The 18,151-nt window shown below is 58.3% G+C and carries 16 protein-coding genes and 1 pseudogene; 8 read left to right on the forward strand and 9 right to left on the reverse strand.

Annotation, left to right across the window (positions count from 1 at the left end):
- Nucleotides 1-135: 135 nt before the first annotated feature.
- The 3 genes from NKH99_RS26535 to NKH99_RS26545 form a co-directional block, all read right to left on the reverse strand.
- Entirely contained in the window at nt 136-423 is a 288-nt protein-coding gene (locus NKH99_RS26535) for a hypothetical protein (RefSeq protein ID WP_352780211.1), read from the reverse strand.
- A gap of 1,311 nt (nt 424-1,734) precedes the next feature.
- Entirely contained in the window at nt 1,735-1,965 is a 231-nt protein-coding gene (locus NKH99_RS26540; protein WP_352780213.1) for a hypothetical protein, read from the reverse strand.
- A 148-nt stretch (nt 1,966-2,113) separates the two neighbouring features.
- Nucleotides 2,114-2,485, reverse strand: coding sequence for a hypothetical protein (locus NKH99_RS26545; protein ID WP_352503419.1), 372 nt, complete (start codon nt 2,483-2,485; stop codon nt 2,114-2,116).
- An 88-nt stretch (nt 2,486-2,573) separates the two neighbouring features.
- On the opposite strand from NKH99_RS26545, the gene NKH99_RS26550 reads away from it, so the two are divergent.
- A complete protein-coding gene (locus NKH99_RS26550) occupies nt 2,574-4,259 on the forward strand; it encodes a winged helix-turn-helix domain-containing tetratricopeptide repeat protein (protein ID WP_353016480.1) in 1,686 nt (561 codons plus the stop codon).
- A 1,092-nt stretch (nt 4,260-5,351) separates the two neighbouring features.
- Here the strand turns inward: NKH99_RS26550 and NKH99_RS26560 are convergent.
- Nucleotides 5,352-5,714: a hypothetical protein gene (locus tag NKH99_RS26560; RefSeq protein WP_353016482.1), complete on the reverse strand. Its 363-nt coding sequence runs from the start codon at nt 5,712-5,714 to the stop codon at nt 5,352-5,354.
- 235 nt (nt 5,715-5,949) lie between these two features.
- Between NKH99_RS26560 and NKH99_RS26565 the strand changes: the two genes are divergently transcribed.
- Nucleotides 5,950-6,342 carry a hypothetical protein gene (locus NKH99_RS26565; RefSeq protein ID WP_352503416.1) on the forward strand — a complete coding sequence of 131 codons (393 nt, stop codon included), beginning with the start codon at nt 5,950-5,952 and terminating at the stop codon, nt 6,340-6,342.
- Between the two features lie 57 nt (nt 6,343-6,399).
- Here NKH99_RS26565 and NKH99_RS26570 read toward each other — a convergent pair whose 3' ends face one another.
- Both NKH99_RS26570 and NKH99_RS26575 read right to left on the reverse strand, forming a co-directional pair.
- On the reverse strand, nt 6,400-7,941 hold the full coding sequence (locus NKH99_RS26570) for a caspase family protein (protein WP_352541905.1): 1,542 nt from the start codon (nt 7,939-7,941) through the stop codon (nt 6,400-6,402).
- 495 nt (nt 7,942-8,436) lie between these two features.
- Entirely contained in the window at nt 8,437-8,616 is a 180-nt protein-coding gene (locus tag NKH99_RS26575; protein WP_352541904.1) for a hypothetical protein, read from the reverse strand.
- Between the two features lie 203 nt (nt 8,617-8,819).
- On the opposite strand from NKH99_RS26575, the gene NKH99_RS26580 reads away from it, so the two are divergent.
- From NKH99_RS26580 to NKH99_RS26590, 3 genes are all read left to right on the forward strand, one after another.
- On the forward strand, nt 8,820-10,769 hold the full coding sequence (locus NKH99_RS26580; RefSeq protein WP_353016486.1) for a CHASE2 domain-containing protein: 1,950 nt from the start codon (nt 8,820-8,822) through the stop codon (nt 10,767-10,769).
- A gap of 26 nt (nt 10,770-10,795) precedes the next feature.
- Nucleotides 10,796-11,554, forward strand: coding sequence for a hypothetical protein (locus tag NKH99_RS26585; protein WP_353016487.1), 759 nt, complete (start codon nt 10,796-10,798; stop codon nt 11,552-11,554).
- Nucleotides 11,555-12,011: 457 nt separating this feature from the next.
- Nucleotides 12,012-12,473 (forward strand): phasin, encoded by a 462-nt coding sequence (locus tag NKH99_RS26590; protein ID WP_352503409.1) that lies wholly within the window; start codon nt 12,012-12,014, stop codon nt 12,471-12,473.
- Here NKH99_RS26590 and NKH99_RS26595 read toward each other — a convergent pair.
- A complete protein-coding gene (locus NKH99_RS26595) occupies nt 12,470-12,769 on the reverse strand; it encodes a hypothetical protein (protein WP_352850654.1) in 300 nt (99 codons plus the stop codon). The two genes, NKH99_RS26590 and NKH99_RS26595, sit on opposite strands and share 4 nt — an antisense overlap.
- 367 nt (nt 12,770-13,136) lie before the next feature.
- Here NKH99_RS26595 and NKH99_RS26600 point away from each other — a divergent pair, with 367 nt between their 5' ends.
- Genes NKH99_RS26600 through NKH99_RS26610 form a run of 3 tightly spaced genes read left to right on the forward strand, consistent with a single transcriptional unit; the run spans nt 13,137 to nt 16,062 of the window.
- On the forward strand, nt 13,137-14,276 hold the full coding sequence (locus tag NKH99_RS26600; protein WP_353016489.1) for an FIST N-terminal domain-containing protein: 1,140 nt from the start codon (nt 13,137-13,139) through the stop codon (nt 14,274-14,276).
- 10 nt (nt 14,277-14,286) lie between these two features.
- On the forward strand, nt 14,287-15,627 hold the full coding sequence (locus tag NKH99_RS26605) for an ATP-binding response regulator (protein WP_353016491.1): 1,341 nt from the start codon (nt 14,287-14,289) through the stop codon (nt 15,625-15,627).
- Nucleotides 15,628-15,630: 3 nt separating this feature from the next.
- Complete coding sequence (locus tag NKH99_RS26610) at nt 15,631-16,062, forward strand: DUF6392 family protein (protein ID WP_352503405.1); 432 nt, start codon at nt 15,631-15,633, stop codon at nt 16,060-16,062.
- 564 nt (nt 16,063-16,626) lie between these two features.
- On the opposite strand, the gene NKH99_RS26615 is transcribed toward NKH99_RS26610, so the two are convergent.
- Nucleotides 16,627-17,310, reverse strand: a complete 684-nt coding sequence (locus NKH99_RS26615; RefSeq protein ID WP_023679211.1) for a response regulator — start codon at nt 17,308-17,310, stop codon at nt 16,627-16,629.
- A 732-nt stretch (nt 17,311-18,042) separates the two neighbouring features.
- Nucleotides 18,043-18,151, reverse strand: a pseudogene (locus NKH99_RS26620) (S-(hydroxymethyl)glutathione synthase); the annotation flags it as partial.

The following is an 18,151-nucleotide window of genomic DNA, read 5'->3' on the forward strand; positions in this document are numbered from 1 at the left end:
GATTTTTACCGAGCAAATGCTCTACGTCGCACTAGGGGCCGAAAGCGAAACGTCCGCTTAGGGCACTGCACCACGGCGGCGACGGGCCCGACCGAAGGCGATCGACGCGACGGGCGCCAAGGGCCTTACCGGACTCTATGTTCCCTTCACGATTCTCGGTTTAGTCGGTCGGCGGGATTGAGCCGCGCTGTCGAGGGCCAGGGCCAACCGCTTCTCGTCTTCGATAGCGCGATCGACTGCCTCAATTTCCTCTTGGAGCACCTTCAGCTCGGCTCCGTAGCTGGAGCCGTCGCTGTCCCCGATCTGAAAGCCACTTGCCCGCATTGCGTCGCGAGTGTGGTGCACGTTACGGACTCCTTCGCGTCGAGTCGCGACCAAGATTTCCCTAAACTCTCCAAGACGTTCAACGTGATTGCGAGCCATTGCGTTCTCCTATTTCGTCGTCATCGTCGCCGACGGCGATTCAGAACGGCTAAAACCTACGGAGATACCCTCGACAAAGCATGAGTGCGGAAGCTCAAATTTGAATGTCTTGCAATAGCGTGAAGCGCGGCAGGCGGAAATTGGCTTCGACCCGATCGATTTCAGACCAAATGCCAGACACTTTCGGCCGAGCGCGTCTGCGGCTCCCCCAACGGGGCCATCCGCTCATGTAATCGGTAAAAGTCGGGTGCGAGAATGGCCCGGGCCATGGACGCCCCGCCATTCCTGGTCGAGTTTGACCTGCGGCGGAGGCAGGGCAGGCTTCGGCGTGTTGGTTGTGTAAGGCATCTCAAGCAACTGCTCTCCGTCGATCAGCTCCAGATGCAGCCTTGACTTCGTCTCTCGGGCCTTCCTCGGTAGCGCTCGCTCTACTTTCGAGAACGAGAGGCGGTGGTGACAAATATCCCCTGCCCGGCACTCGCGAAGACCTTGCTCCTACGAAGTTTCGCACCGCTTTGACGGATTCCGCATCGGTCGTGATGTTGCACTGCCCTCTGGATGACGCGGTTGTCACGCAAAGGCAGGAAACGGCGTAACGAAAGCGAACGCGAAATTTCAAACTGAGACACACAACCGGGATAGAACCGGGTAGACAGCATGCCGAAACGGAACGCAAGAACGGGTGCATAAGATGACGCCTCAGCACCTTTTTGTTAGCTAATGCTAATAAAGGCGTGTAATTGCTTCAACATGTGGCCGAAGCGGCAATCGGAAAAGGGAATGCCGCGGCGCCAAGCCCTGCCGCGGTCGTCCTTGCGGCCCTTTCGTCGTCAGGATTCTTGGTTCCCTCGAGCGCACATGATGCCCCGTCCGGATGGAGCTATCCGCCGGCCTGCTGTCACGGCGACGCCGAACATGGCGAGTGTCAGCGAATCCCAAACGGCGCGGTTCATGTTCGTCTCGGTGGCTGGGTTGTGATCCTGAGGACCGGGGATCATCGGAAGATCACGCGGCAACAGCGATATTTCATCCCATATGGTGATGAGATTCCGTCGCAGGACGGCGACTATCATATATGCCTCCATCCGACCCAAGAGCATGAGAACTGTTTTCTTGTCCCGCCGGACTCGATATGATCCGGGAGCCAGCGCGAGCTGCGGCTGAGATGCGGATAGCGCCGCGCCCAGTGCCGCCCGACGGCTTCGATGATGCGTGTAAGCGAAAATCCAAATTTCCCGAATCTTGCGGATCTTCGCTGGGGTGCCGCCTCAGTTCGTACCAAACATGCGCGCCACCCCGCGAAACGTCGCCTCAGTCGAGGCTGGCCGGCGACGAGAACGGCCGATTGGCGTCCACCATGAAGATGGCCAGCTCATCAAGAGCGGTTGTGCCGGCGCTGAACACCTCCATCGGCATGTCGACCCCCTGTCCGACCATGGTCGTGCCGGCTTCGGCATAGCTCACTCCGGGGGGCGTTCTTTGGCCGAGCTTGCCGCCCAGCACATAGAAGGCCTCCGGTCCCGGATGTGTATGGATCGGCATCTTGGCACCGGGCGCTCCACCGGCACGGTTGACGCGCAGCAAATATTCGCTCGCACAGATCGGCGGAACAGGCCCGATCTCGACACCTTGGTCCCGGCAGGAGTGGTGCCATCCTTCGGCCGAGCGTGAACAGCCAGGCCTTGCAAAATCATGGTTCTGATGCGTTGTCGCAGTAATGGAAGGTGGCGAGATAGCCGGGGAGTACGCGCATGAACTCCTGTTGATGGGTCCAAGCTCTGCACTCCGCCATGGAGGTCATGGGTTTCACGTCGGGGAGCCTGATTAGCTCCCCCTGGTTGGTCAGAAGGATTGTGACAGCGATGGCGGTGAACATGGCCCGGTTATCCATCGATTTAAGGCTGGCGACACAATAACCGCCGGGGTTGGGACGGACGTCGTCTGAGGCAACCTCGTTGACATGGTTAGGACCACAGAATCTCGCGATGCGGGGATCCGGTTTTGCAGCCGTTTGCGTTGCCAAAAGAAGAGCGAGAGCGATGATGATCTTGGTGCGATTCATGTCGTCCTCCGTTTCATCCGGTGCTGCTGGGATCGCTTGGAGGCGAAGGCCGAATGGGCTAAACTAGAAAGCGCGCCAGGAAGGTGAAATGTCCCGAACGGCCCCTGAAATTGACCTGAAATCTGCTGAAACGATCACGTTTCGCGGTTTTGCCTTCCTGACGAAAAGCAAAGAACTCCGAACCGTCGAAGGCAAAGCGGTCAATCTTCGCAGCCAGTCCGCCGAGGTGCTCTCGGTGCTCGCGGCGCGACCGGGCGAAATCGTGTCCAAGGATGCGCTGATGCAGGCGGTTTGGCCCGAGACCTTCGTGACCGACGACAGCCTCACTCAATGCATTGCCGATATTCGCCGCGCATTGAGGGACGACGCGCACGTGATCGTGGAAACCCTCCCAAAGAGAGGCTACCGGCTGAATGCCAATCCGTCGGACGCGGCGGACGCAAACGCCGCAGCCGACACGGAACGTGCCAAGACACGATTCTCGCAGCGCGGCTTCATTCTTGCTGCAATCGTTCTCGCTCCGGCAGCGATCGGCGCATACTACGGCGCGGAAATATGGCGAGCCGCTCCAGTTCCTTCGAGCGACATGCCGAGGATTGCGATCCTTCCCTTCGACGACTTCAGTACCGGCGCGGATAAGGGATATCTCAGCGATGCCGTCGCCGAGGGGATCATCACCGAGCTTTCGCGGAGCAAGACTTATGCCGTCATCGCCCGAAACTCGAGCTTCAGGTACCGCGACCAGCCGGTCGACACCAGGAAGATCGGAGATGAACTCGGCGTCGACTACCTGCTCGAAGGCAGCCAGCAGAAGGTCGGAGACCGGCTGAAAGTGACCGCCCAGTTGCTGAATGCGCATGACGGATCGCATGTCTGGGCCAACACCTACAACCGGGAGATTGGCAATTTTTTCGTCGTCCAGGAGGAAATCATCCGCACGCTTGCGGATCGGGTCGGGCAGAGAATCCAGCGCCCGCTGCCAAGGAGTGACGCCGCGCAGGTCAGCGCGCTCCGCTACTACCTGATGGGAAGGGCCGAGTTGATGGGAAGGGCCGAGATCAATTTCTCTGCCGCGGGGAACGATCTGCTAAGGCAGTTCAGCCTCAAGGCGATCGAAGCGGATCCGAACGCCCAGTTCGGCTATATTGGGCTGGCCTGGTCCTATCGCAATGACGCGGTATTCTGGCACAAGCAGGAAAATAACCCCGACGAGGCGTTGAAGCGGGCCGCCGAATACGCCGACAAGGCTATTCTACTCGCTCCCGACGATTCCGAGGCGCATAACATCCGCGCCAGCATCCACACCGAAGCCGGCGAGATGGAGCAGGCCCTTGCCCGGTACGATCAGGCGATTGTCCTGAACCCCAGCGACTCGAATATCCTCGTCATGAGTGCAGGCGTGCTGCTGAACGTTGGCCGCACGGACGAAGCGATTGATCGGATCGAGCAGGCCAAGGGCATCGATCCCTTCCACCCTGACTGGTTCCACTGGCAGATGGGCTGGGCGCTCTACGAAAAGAACGATTGCGGGGCTGCGCTGACGGCGATGCGGAAAATGTCTAGAATCCCGAGCGGCGCACAGCGCATGCTTGCCGGGATCCACGCTTGTCTGGGAAACAAGCGGGAAGCAAAGGAAGCACTTGCGGTTTTCCTCAAAGACTCGCCCGGCGACTCCATCAGCAAACAACGCAGGCAATGGGAGAAAAACTACCTCGCCCCCGGGGCCCTCGATCGCTGGATCGGACACATGCGGTTCGCGGGGTTGCCGGAGTGAACGGCTGTCCGGTTGTGGCCCGGCAGAAGTCCGATTGGCCGCATAAAAACCGTTGAAGCCTTTGTGTTGTGGACGGTGGTTGCCCTCAAAGCAAGATCATCCTTCATAGGAATATTGGGTGCGGGAAAGTCGGCAATGGGGCCGACTTGCGCCATAGTGCGCTCGCACCCCAACTTCTGCGACGGGCCCGATGGCTGCCGTTCATCGGCGATGCCTCGAACTTCCGCAGATGGCGCATTTGGTCCTTATCGGCTGCCGCAGAGCCAATCGCTCTCGAGTGCAGGCACTCCAGTGGAGTCCAGACGTTGGATTGGACCCTCGACCTCTACAAAAGCACACTGAGCTTCCAGTCGGGCTACGAAGCGATCGCTTCGGCGAGAAGTCGTCGTTCTCAATCGGGCGACGGGGGGATACATCGGCGAAGACGGCATAAGGGAGGATGCGCCAGACCGAGCCGACGGAATGGTCGTAGCCAAGGCCTTGGAGCGCATAGCGCCTGGCCGGGAGGCCGCCGCCAGTCAGACTTACGCAGCGCGTCGTTGAGCGAGGTGGAGACCCGAACGGGCTCGACGAGGGTCCACGGCGGTCACAATGTTGTGGTGGTGATCGCAGTAGACGCGATCCGGCGAAGTTGGCCCAGCACAAAAACGATAACCACCGGGTACTGACGGGTCTTCGCTCACCGGGAAGCGGCATTGATAGAGGCCTAGCTGAATGAGGGGGACATCTCTCGAAGTTAGTCTGATATTTTCAGGCATGATGGTTTCCTAGTTCACAGCAATTGCCGGGTGACGGCCGCAGTGCGACCCGTCAGGGGCGAGCTTCTCTCGTTTGGGAGGCTATGGATCACCATATGGTATTGGCAGCACCGTCAATGAAGCCCGACGCCCTGCTTCTGAAGCCAATAGTTTGCGACTTAAGGCCACACCCGCAAACGCATTGGCAATCTACCATCTTGTCCCCAAGGCACCCGCCCGCCGCGGTTTGCCGGCTAATTCGTGCCGTGTTCGCTGGAGGTATCACTCCTCTCTGAATCCTGCAGTGAGGCGTGGCGAAATCCGAACTCGCCCCGTAGATGCTTGACGTGGGCTTTCAGCCCGGCCTGACCCATGGTCGCCGGCCGTTTTTGCCCTTCGGCGGTGGCCCGGCGTGCTCTTGGACACGCTTCCACAGCCGTTCGCGCATCTCCTGGTTCAAGGTGATGAAAGCCGAACCGGCATATTTTCCGGTACCGGGCTTCGCCAGCAAGGCGAATGCCGCCTTGCCCGGCTCGCGCTCGACGCCCAATAGTTCGTATTCCTGGACTGTGAAGCTCTTCGTCTTCAGCCAATTCGTCGTCGGGCCGCTTCGATACGGGCTGTCGGCGCGCTTCGAGACGATGCCCTCAAGGCCCGCTTGGTCGGCAACATACGCGGCGGTAAGTGCAAAGAGGCTCGCAATCCAAACACCACGCATCACACGCTCGGCGGTCTGCGCATTGTAAACACCGAGAACGCGTTGGCTTAAGCGCAAATCCTAGGGAACATGCTAGAATGTGCGGCTTCGCTCAACTTGAGCAAATGTCCCCAACGACATCTAGGACGCGCTGATTTCCGCTTCTTGAAAGCTTGTTATCATGATAATTTTCAGTCTCCTCGCTTAAGAATATATAGACATTTCAGTCAAACCGGCGGGGGATGGGGAGGATAGGATGAAACTGTTATCGCTTGTTGTCGTAGCTACGTTTTCACTTGCTATGTCCGCTTGGGCCGAGGATCTACCAAGTAGCGCGAAGAAAGCATCGATGGAAGAATTTAAGACTTTTGCTAATGGGAAAAAGGTAAATGTAATTATATACGACGCTGGAGCTGCCATAACTGCCACTCTTGTCTGGAACTGGAAGAAAAAACAGATCATTGGCGAAGCTTTGGTGAACAACAAAACTAAGATAAAGGTCAAAGTTCCATTGACTTTCGACGGCGACAAGGCCTGTTCACAAGACCAAGGTAAACCAGTTTGTCATCTTATCTACATTGACAACGACAAATTTTACGAGGTGCGCGACGACGGCAAAGTCCACGCGACTTCAACGTTGGTTCAATGAGACGGACCACGTCCGAATGGTTTGGTCGGCGTTTGCACGGACCCGCAAATGCCGGCCCTATTCAGTACGCTTGTCAAGTCTTACGACACCTGCACACTCGCCTCCGACTCGAGAAAACTCACCGCTGCCTTTCGCACCTTGAAGCCTGCCGATGATATGGTTTTGCCTTGGCGCACCATCGTCATCGACGAAACTTAAATAGATGTCGAATGCCCCGTCGGCGGTGATTGTTCCGGCCAAAGGCACCATCGCGGAAATTTCCGTTCCATCGATAAAGATTGTCGTTGACTGTTCGGTGTAATCGCAGGCGGAATTACCTGCGCGCCGCGTCAGTGCCCACGCGCCATCAAAAGCCTTTACCTTGACCGGAGCGCAGACACGTTCTGGGATATTCTTGATTGCGCGCAACACCTCTTTCGTCGGCTCCAGGCTGGCAAGCTTCAATCCCCGCTGCTCGGCAAAGGCTTGAAGAGCTTTCCGACTTCCCGGTCCCCATTTGCCGTCTGCCTGTCCGACAAGGCAGCCGACTCGCGTTAGCTCTGTTTGCGTTGCCTTTGTCAACGCGCGCGGATCAGCCAAAGCTTGCGTCACATCTAAATCAGGATGAGCTTCTGCAACCGCCACGCCCGCGATGGAAATCGAGGGGGCTTTGCCACGATCTGTTGCTGCCTGTTCGATCTCGTCGATCTTCAAGCTGGCTAACGCCGCAAAGGCGCCGCTTGGATACTGTCTGAGATAGGCCTCAAAGAAGCGCTTGTCCGTTTTTTCCTTGATGGTCTCCCAATAGGCGACTTCTACGTCCCCTCCTTTCGCACCCGCCGTGACAGCGGTGTTTCCGGACAACGGTTGCAAAATGACGTCGCCCGTCAGCGAGGAGTTGTCCCATGGCACTTGCTTGCCGTCGGTTGCTTCAAGCACATCCCTACGGACGTTGATGAGGTCGCGGGAGATGTCCTGGCCAGGCGTACCAAGATTCTTCAGCAGCGCAGATGTGAACGGCGAGTTCCTTCCCTCGCCGTCCAGCGCAACGTTCCCGGGCTGCGTTGCAAAGGCTATGAGCGATCCAACGCCCGTGCCTAGCTTTGCCAAGCCCCGACCGACCGACCCTGATCGCGTACCCATCGAGCGCCCAAGGTTCTGTGAGAAAGGACTGTCCCGGCAAGCATCCAAAAATACCAGGTTGACCTTCGTGGTTCGCTCCATGGCCGACAAGACGAGGTCCATGGGCACGGCTTCGAAGTCGAGGTCGTTATAGGTGGATAGCCGCGCATCAACGGGAGCCATGTAGTTGGTGCCGTTCACCTGGACGCCATGGCCGGCATAGAAGAGAAGCGCCATGTCGGCACCATCCAGCTTGCCGATGAAATCTCGAACCGTGCCGCGCATCCCGCTCAGATCGAGGTCCTCGCCTGCAACCACCTCAAAGCCCAACGCCTGCAGTTTTGCGGTCATATCCACCGCATCATTTTTTGGATTGGAAAGTGGAACCGCGTATCTATAGGCAGAATTACCGATGACCAGCGCGACGCGCCGTTCTGCCCACGCTTGGGCGCTCAGCGAAACTAGAAGAAGCGCAATGGCGAAGCGAAGCGCCATCATGGCTGTATATCCTTAGTCTCGGCTCATTCAGCGGGTTCACCAGTCGATAGACTGGACAAAACCGGAGCAATCTTGCGAGACTGAGCCCGGTGCTTCGCAGTGTCAAGTCCAACGGATAGTCGGTAGTGGATCAGTTTGAAATCTGACGCTGCGCTTTTTACCGGGCGCCGTTCTTCCTCAGCTCTGGGCATATTTGTCAGTTCTTCGGCATTTGGGGTGGCACAAGTTGAACATATGGCGTCGTCGGTTCCTTATCAGGGCGAATGCGGCTGGGGGCCGGCTTCCCGTGTTTGCCGAGCGACCTAATGTATTGATAGAGCGATTGCATATCGCTCTCCTCCATCGCTCGAAGATTGTACCAAGGCATCGGTGGAGACGTTCTAATGCGCTTCAGCATCCCTACGAATCCACGCTCGCTCATTACCGAAGCATCTATCCGAAGATTGGTCGCATAGGTCGTGCCCCAAGGACCGCGCCAACCGACCGAGTTGCCCATTAAAGCCTTTCAGGATCAATCTTGCCTTCTGTTTCGCTGTAGCCTTCGGTATGGCAATCGTGACACCCGCCGATGATTGATACCTGCAACCCTCGTTCGACCGATACTTCGCCTTGAGCGAAGGCTGCAATTGGCATCGTGAGACCGGTTAATAGGAAAAACAGGCTTGTGACACGCATCCTTCCCTCCCATGCGTTCCGCTAAGCATATATGAGCCAACGTCCGAAGGCGACGGCCGCGTCGAGGCCCTCAAATTTCAAACTGACCCACTACTGGACAATCCAACGGACTTAGCGAAGGGCCTACCGCTAGCCCTCACTTCGCCGGCGGTCTATGCTGTGTAAACTCACGCCGATAGACACCGAAACGGATTGCACGCAGCTTGGCCGTCTTCACGCCGATCGGAAAGGTTCAAAAAGGGCGCCTTCTCGCATCGCTCGGATTCTTTTTCATTCTGGGAGCCTGCATTGCCACATTCTCTCCCTCGGGCGAGAAACTGCTGCGCGACGTCTTGATGACGACCATCTCGCCCTTCGTTGCGCCCCCGACAGACATCGTGATCGTGACGATCACAGAGCAGACCTTGGAAAGATTTCCCTATAGATCGCCGCTGGATCGGGGTGCCTTGGCCGACCTCGTGCAGAAAATCGATAAAGCTCATCCGAGAACAATAGGCATTGACTTGCTTTTCGATCAGCCAACCGAGGCGGAGAAGGATCGGCGCCTGGCTGAGGTTATCGAGGCGGCCGAAAGTCCCGTAATTGTCGCATCTGCATCACACGAGGACGACCTTACCGACAAGCAACTGTCGTACCTTAGTCGCTTCGCGCCAAGCGCCATCCGCGGACTAGCGGCCCTGTCTCATGATAGGGTCGACGGGGTTGTGCGGGAAGAATTTCCAGGGCGCCTGGTGAATGGCAACTGGCAACGTAGCTTTGCATCAGCGCTCGCGCAGACCGCCGGCATATCGGCATCGCAGGCTGCGGAGAAGATGGTCTACTATCGGGCTACAGGCATTCATCCGGCACGATTTACAATATATCCGGCGCACGCCGCCGCTTTCGCGCCCCCGGCCTGGTTCGCCGGGAAGTTCGTTTTGATCGGCGTTGACCTCCCGCTGCAGGATCGTCATGCAACCCCCTTTGCCGTGCTGAACGGCTCTGTTGCCGGAGCGCTGCCGGGTGTCGTTATTCATGCCAATGCGCTGGCGAGATTGATCAAGGGCGACAAAATCATTACGCCAGAGGCGGTGGCGGCGTTTGCGCCCTTCGTTCTCGCGACGGCGCTCTGCATCTGGGTCGCTTGGCTCCGCATATCAGTGTTGGTGAAACCTGTGGTCATCATCGGCGCAGTCGTTTCGGTTTTGATCTTAGAAGCAACCGCGTTTGCCAAGGCCGGAATTCTGTTACCTATGGTCGCGCCGTCGATGCTGCTGCTAGGGCTCTCCGGATTCGTCGCAATTCTGGCATGGCACCGGGACTCGAAAGAAAGGCGTTTCGTCCAGAACGCGTTCTCTCAGTATCTCAGCCCGGCAGTCGTGGCAGAGCTAGTCAGCAAGCCGGCGTCACTGCGCCTCGGCGGATCCGAACGCTTGATAACGTGCGTGTTCACCGACCTTGAGGGATTCACCAGTTTGGGCGAACGGACGGAACCAGAGGTATTTGCTACGGTTCTGAATGAATACCTCGAGGCGGTTTGTGGTCTCTTCATTGAACATGGCGCCACGATAGACAAACTAATAGGCGATGCAGTCATTGGTTTTTTTGGCGCACCGGGTGTGCAGGAGGACCAAGCCGAAAGGGCCCTAAAACTAACGCTTGCTACCGTCGCGATGTCTCGAAGATTTCGGACAGATCTAAAGTCTAGAGGCCATGACGTTGGCGTCACTCGTATCGGCGTCCATCGAGGACCTGCAGTTGTCGGAAATTTTGGGGGCAATCGATTCTTCAACTACACGGCCATGGGCGATACGGTGAACACCGCTGCCAGGCTCGAAGGCGCGAACAAGTTTCTAGGTACCGTGAACTGCATCAGCGAGGAGGTGGCGAACTCTTCCGATGACTACCTGCTTCGGCCGTCCGGTGTGTTGTGTCTGAAAGGCAAGACTGAGTGGATCTCAGCCTTCGAGTTGCTGGAAGACGGGCGTATGAATCGCGAGATGGTGGAGGCTTACTCGCAAGCTTACTTGCTGATGTCCGCGCGCGACAAGACTGCCGCTGCTGCCTTTGCATCGCTGGCCATTCAATATCCCAACGATGGCCTCGTTGCTTATCACCTTGGGAGACTGAAGCAGGGTGAGGCTGGCGATAGGATCTATCTTGAAGGCAAGTAAAACAAGCGTATGGTTGAACGTGCGTCATGTATCGGCAACCCAAAATCATTTTCCTACTGGCTGCGGCCATCGCAGCAGTTGGTTCCTGCTCGAGCGCTCTTGCGGCCAGCGAGTATGTCGTTGTCGCTGTCGATCCTCCCGCGGACAGCCCTCAGCTCGGCAAACTGTTCAGACTGGGCGACCTCGTGCATATCGAGGGTGGATCGACTGTCACTTTGATGGGTGACGATGGCTCGGTCACTGCGTTGCCGGGACCCGCGGATATTGTGGTGACCGACGACGCATCGGATTCTGGATCAACGTCTAACGGGGCGGCAGGCGCTTCTTCGAGTTTGACTGCGATTTCGGATCTATTGGGGAATGCCACTGGTCAGCTCCAAACCATAGGTGGATCTCGTGGCGTTTCCGACACGACGGCCGCCACCTTGGAACCTTGGATGGTGCCGGTCGAAAATGGTCTGACAGGCTGCGTTTATGACCTCAAACTGGAGCTTTGGCGCCCAGCGGGGCACAGGGCGGATGTTTCGGTTGCCTATAATGAAGAGTCGCTGGCGACAAGCTTGGTCTGGGACAAGGATACCCCAATTTTGGCAATTCCCGGAAACGTGCCACCGGATCTTCGATCCGTTGGGTTGGTGATCGACGATAAGTCATTTCGAATGCCTATCGTGCATTTGCCCACCGGCTTCAGCCCGTCGGATCATGTGGGACTGTATGCCTGGATGATAGGAAGCGGTTGTCTTCTTCAGGCATCCGCCCTGATCCGGAACTTGGCTAACCGATAGACCACCAGGGGTGGTCACTTCACGGCACACTGGAAGCGGTAGAGGCGCGCCTTCGCGTCAACCACCGCCATATCGAGCCAACTTCTCGATGGCGCGCTAAGGAAAGCGATCGCCTTGTGCCCAGCGGGTACGCCGACTGAAAGTTTGCGGCGCACGAATTTAACGCTTTAGTTGACGTAGACTTGGACGGTTGCCGAATAGCGGCTGAAGTAGATATGCAGGTGGCAAAACGTCGTGCTCTGTTGCGAGGCTATGCTGGATCAGGGGGTCCGTCCAGAAGAGTTCTTCCTGCAGAACCGGCGATCTCGAGATGCCACCGACCCTCCGCATGCCCCCTCGGAACGCTGGAAGAGGGATGGTGCGTCGCACAAAAATATTGCAATGCACTATAAATGCCGTAACGTCAGTTTCGTAAATGAACGAGACGGCTTTTGTGAAAGGCCGTCCACCGGACAGGATGGAAACTATGGCCAAGACTGCTGACACCGTTGAAAATACCGCATTCCCCACCTTCGACGCGTCGAAGGCTGCCGACCAGGTCCGCGCTGTCGCCGAAAAGGGCGTCGAGCAGTCGAAAGAAGCCTATGCGAAATTTGCGTCAGGCACCGAGACGACCCAGAAGGCTCTGCAGTCGAGCTTCGAAACCGCCAAGACCGTCGGCAACGAGTTGTCGCTGAAGACAATTGCTGCTCTGCGCGCCAATGCCGAAGCCGGCTTCTCGCACCTCGAAGCCCTGGTTGCCGTGAAGTCGCCGTCCGAGTTCATCGAACTGCAGACTGCCTTCTTGCGCACGCAGCTCGAAAAGACCGTCGAGCAGGCCAAGGAATTTCAGGCCGTGACGACCAGGGCTGCCGAAGATGTATCAAGGCCGATCAAGGATGTCGTTGAAAAGGCGATGAAAGATCTCAAAGTCGCCTAATTGAGTCTAAGCGATCGGAAATAACCGCGAAACAACACCTTCTCCAGCCGGTCTTTTTCCTTTTGGCTGGATGCTCTTTGGTGCCTGCGTTGCCATGGCGGTGCGGGCATGGCTCTCTCGGCTGCGATCATCCGCACAATCTGACGGCGGCGAGCGACGAGCCCGGCCAGGGCCTCGGCTTCGGTGCCGCGCAACGGGCACTTGCCGCTTGCTCGACCCAACGAAGGCAGCGTTACAGCAGCATCGGTGGTGTCGGTCCTGGCCCGCTTGCCGAGCGCATTGGCGTAGGCTGTCACCTGCCCCGGATTGACCACGACAACCGCCAGGCTAGACTAACACCCTGTCCAAAGCGGCAACGGCTAACCGCGATATCCTGCCCCATTCTTGGCACGTCGAGCCTTGACATTCGCCTGCGGCAAATTCAGCTGGGCCTTCGTTGCACGGATGGCGGTGCGATGCGCCTTTCGTCTGTGAGCGGCTGCGCGGACGCCGTCAAACGGCAGAAACTTCAAATCCATCATGTTGGCTCATTGCCAAAGCACCGCTTCAAGACAACAATGACCTCGACGCCGGCGCGCCAGACGCGCACAAAAAGAGCGTTGGAGGAAATGGAGGAGGAAGCCGCTGGCCAAGTCACGGACGCGCTATGCATGCGGCGTTTCGGTGCTCACGACCGACGAATCTGACGCGGATGCGTTCGCCCGGGCGGTGGCAGCGGAAGCAGCGGCCATTGACGCCGGGTTTGCCCTCCTGTTTTTCTCGCAGAGCCTCATAGAGGCCGTCGCCCTGTCGGAAGCGCTGAAGACCCACGCGCCGGCGCTCCACTATGCCGGCTGCTCGACAGCCGGTGAGATAACGCCCAAGGGGCTGGAGGAAGGCCAGATCCTGGCTATGCTGCTTCCCTCCGTATCGTTTTCGGCAGCCAGCACCATGATCGAAAATCTGTCCTCATCAGGCATGGACGGGATTACCGGCGAAGTCGAGGCGCTGAGGCGTTCGTTACACGAGCGCCTCGGGCACGAGCGGGCCGACACCACTTTCGCGCTCTGCTTGATCGACGGCCTGTCTTATGCCGAAGAAGCGGTGACCTCCGCCATCCATTGGGGGCTCGACGACATCCCACTGATCGGTGGGTCGGCTGGCGATGATTTGAAATTCGAGACAACACGGCTGATCTCGAACGGCAAAGTGACCTCCGACAGCGCCATCATCGTGCTGGTCACCACGGAAATTCCTTTCCACGTGTTCAAGACCGACAATTTCGTTCCCACCGACGAGAAGCTGGTGGTGACGGCATCCGATCCCGACCATCGCATCGTGCGCGAATTCAACGCCACCGTTGCCGCCGAGGAATATGCCGCCTCGGTCGGCGTTGTCGCGCAGATGCTGACGCCATTGAGTTTTGCCTCGCATCCGGTGGTGGTGAAAGTCGGCGGCGAATTTTACTGCCGTTCAATCCAGAAGATGCACGCGGACGGCTCGCTGTCGTTCTTCTGCGCCATCGACGATGGTGTCGTGCTTGCCGTCGCCCAGCCTAAGGACATGGTCGAGGCGACCCGCGCCGCGCTCAGCGACGTCAGCGAAAGGCTTGGCGGCATTGACCTGATCCTCGGTTTCGACTGCGTGCTGCGCCGGCTCGACGCGCGCAATCGGCAGGTCTATCGCGAGATTTCGGAACTCTACAAGGTCAACAACGTCCTCGGCTTCGGCACCTATGGCGAACAGTACCGTTCGATGCATCTGAACCAGACCTTCACCGGCATCGCCTTCGGTGAACGCAATGCGGCCGAAGCGGCGGAGTAGGAAATCCGGGATGCCGCTCAGGAACATCGACGACCTGGAAAGGCTGAAGAAGATCAACGCCGCGCTGATCAGCCGCGTCGAGCGTTCCATGGACCAGCAAGGCAATGCCTTTTCGCTGTTCCAGACCGCCATTTCGCTTGAGAGCCGGGTGCGCAGCCGCACCGAAGAGCTGCATTCGACCTTGCGCCGGCTGGAGCAGTCGAACATCGACTTGAGCGCAGCCAAGGAAAACGCCGAGCTGGCGAACCTGTCCAAGACCAGGTTCCTGGCGGCCGCCAGCCATGACGTGCTGCAGCCGCTGAACGCCGCGCATCTGTCGGTCTCGGCGCTTGCTGAAGTACAGACCAGCCAGGAAGGCAGAAAGCTGGTCCGCCAGGTCGAGCGATCGCTGGAGACGATGGAGGACCTGCTCCGCACCTTGCTCGACATTTCCAAGCTCGATGCCGGCGTCGTGCAGCCCGACATCACCGATGTCAGCCTGGAGACGCTGTTTTCGTCTCTGCGCTCGGATTTTCAGCCGGTCGCGGAGATGAAGGGGCTGACGCTGAAGTTCCGGCCGGTCGATGCGCTCGTTCGTTCGGACCGAACCTTGCTGCGCCGCGTCCTGCAGAACATCCTGTCCAATGCACTGCGCTATACCCGCTCGGGCGGCGTGTTGGTCGGCACCAGGCATCGCGGCGACACGATCCGCATCGACGTCGCCGATACCGGCTGCGGCATCCCCGACGACCAGCGCGAGGCGGTGTTCGAGGAATTCCATCGCGGCGTGATCCCGACCGATGCCGGGCTTGCCGCCGGCGGGCTGGGGTTGGGGCTGGCCATCGTGCGCCGCATCGCCGCGGCACTCGGCCATCCCGTCACGTTTTCGTCGAAGGTCGGACATGGCACGATTTTCCATATCGACGTTCCGGTCGGGATCGGCGACACGGCCGATCCAATCGCCAGCACCGTCGACATGGAGCGGCCGCGCGGCTACGGTCTGTTCGGCACAAGGGTGCTGCTGGTCGAGAACGACATCGACGTGCTGCAGGCGATGACCTCCCTGCTCGAGCGCTGGCAATGCCTGGTGCGCCCCGCCACCTCGACCGGTGACGCGCTCGACATGCTTGGCGACACCGACTGGTTGCCAGATATTGTCATAGCCGACCAACATCTCGACGGCGGCGACCTCGGCACCACCACAATCGCCAAAGTCCGTGATTGTCTCGGCCGCGCCGTGCCGGCGCTGATCGTCACCGCCGACGGCTCGGAAAGTGTCGCCAAGGCCGCCCGCGCCGCCGGCATCGAGCTGATGCGCAAGCCTCTGAAGCCGGCCCAACTGAGGGCGTTGCTGGCGCATCTGCTGGCTTAGAGAATGGCTAACGCGATCCTCGATTACTTGGGAAAACCGGCGTCATCTCTTTTGACGTCACCGCCTTTTGAATCCTGGAAATTCAAACGAACTGTAGATCATGATCTTCCGGAAATCCGCATAGATTACGTTTCTGCGCGTCACAAATTTTCCTTCATCTGCGATCGCGATGAAAAAATAGACACCATATTCATAGAAGCTGACAATTTGGATCGAGACCTCCTTGATATCCCCTTTTCATCCAGTCGCAACGACGTGCTGAATATCTTTGGCGTGCCCTCAAAAAGCGGCGCGGCACGGAGAGATCCTTTTTTGGGTGAATACGGCCCTTGGGACCGCTTCGACGAGGCGCATCATTCAATACATATCTCATATCACGCTCATGCAAACCGGATAACAAGGGTGACGCTTATGCGCGCCGACGCGGTGCGGTGACTATGCCGGGCATGCCCATGCGCGACTGAGGGGGCCCCGGGAAACCCACAATGACAGTGCAGTTCTACGGCACCTTTGACTTGCCCGTCGGATGGGAAGACATAACTGACAACCTCCCCGAGGGATCGCCGCCTACCTTAGTTTAAAGAATCAGATGCCGGCGGCACCCTTCAATTCTCTATTGCGAAATATCGAAGCGGGAAAAGCCAAATGCAGATTTCGATGTTCTTAGAACGTTTATGGTCGAGTTTTGTCGAAACAATTTCATAGATGTCGAGCGGATTTTTGAGAGAAAATTTGGCGACGTAATGTGTGTTGGCGTTTCGTCGCGGACTACAGATCAACCCTTATTGGCCTGGTATTTGTCGAATGGAAACGATTTTGCGTTCGTGACCTACCTCGCGCAAGGCGAGGAATACGATCTCATCGATGAGGTAGGCGAAACGAGAGAAATCATTTCGTCTATATCATTCGGATAGGGAGCAGCAGATCAAACGCCTTTGAGACATTCACCTGATCGCAGCGCCTTGCTGCTTCGTTTGCAGGGGCATCGGCACCGACCCCTCAAAACCCCGCCGGATCGCGAAACAGCTCGGCATTGTCGAGCTTCGAGACCTCGATCACCGCCTGGGTACGGCTGTAGACGTTGAGCTTGCGCAGGATTTCCGAGACATGCGCCTTGACGGTGGTCTCGCCGACCTGCAGCTCGTAGGCGATCTGCTTGTTGAGCAGGCCCTGGCGCAGCATCTGCAGCACCTTGAGCTGCTGCGGCGTCAGCGTGGCCAGGCGCTGCACCATCTCGGCGCGGTCGGTGCTGTCGGCATCGCGCGGCCGGCCTTCATAAGTCTCGGGAACATAGATCGCGCCTTCCATCACCGAGCGGATGGCGGCCGCAAGGTCGCTCTTGCGCGCCGATTTCGGGATGAAGCCGGCCGCACCGTAGGACAGCGCCTCGGAAATGATCTTCGGTTCCTCATAGCCGGAGACGATGACCACCGGCAGGCGCGGATAACGCGTCCTGAGCTGCAGCAGCCCGTCAAACCCATGCACGTCGGGCATACTGAGATCGAGCAGCGCCAGGTCGAACGGCTTGGCATCCGTCAGAAGCTCGAGCGCCTCGGCAATCGAGCGCGCCTCCACCGTGTCGACTTCCGGATAGGCCATCTGCACGGCACTATGCAGCGCCTCCCGAAACAGCGGATGGTCGTCAATGATCAGGAACCTGGCGCGATCGGTCATCAGCTTCATTTCGGTTTGGTCTGGCCTAGAATAGTCCTGCAACCATGGCCAGCTTATTGGCAAATAGTACATTGCCATCTTGGCCGGCTAAAGCAGAATGTGGCCATGATTTCCGCCGCGCCACGCGGCAGATGTGGCCGTTCTGAAATGCATTGCCTTGCCCGGTGGCCCAAATCGGCCGAATGTGCCGGCGACGGATCCATTGAAACAGAGACAGGTCGTGACCGCCTTCCGACTTCGCGTGACAGCCAGTGACCGCTGGCTTTCGCACTGTTGCCGGCCGCCACACGACGCTTCCCCGACGCCCGCCTTGTTCGCGGCCGCACCGATGGTATCGGCTGGTCTGGCGTCGCCTGGTATACGGGCTGGTTTCCTGGACAAAACGCAGCAAGCTGATGGTGCCGCCGTTCACGCCAGGCGCTCGATAATCGTGCTGGTAAGGAGCACCACCTTGCCGCCATCGCGCTTTGGGCGCGACTTTGCCCGCGATATCCAAGCTAGTCGACGATCTGGGCCGCGCCAAGCCAGAACCAACTGATCGCAGTCGCTGATCTTGAAGAGCCATACGATCCGGTTGGACCAATTTCAGCGTATTCCCGTTGAGCCCAGCGCCCCCCGAGGCTGACAGCACGTCAGCAATGACTTACGAAGCGTGTCCGTCTACACGCTCGCCTGCGTTCGTTCCAACGCCTGGGACCGGGCGATTTCGTCCGGCCCCCAAAGATAGTGTCTGATCACTCGTTAGGCCGGCAACGCGCCGGATCTCTTGGCCGTCCAGGTGGCGATATAGTCCATCAGTCCTGGATTGAGGCAATCATAAGGTTCGAGCCCGATCGACTTCAGCTGTGAC

The organism is Mesorhizobium sp. M0854, from assembly GCF_040319815.1.
In the GTDB taxonomy this organism is placed as follows: Bacteria; Pseudomonadota; Alphaproteobacteria; order Rhizobiales; family Rhizobiaceae; genus Mesorhizobium.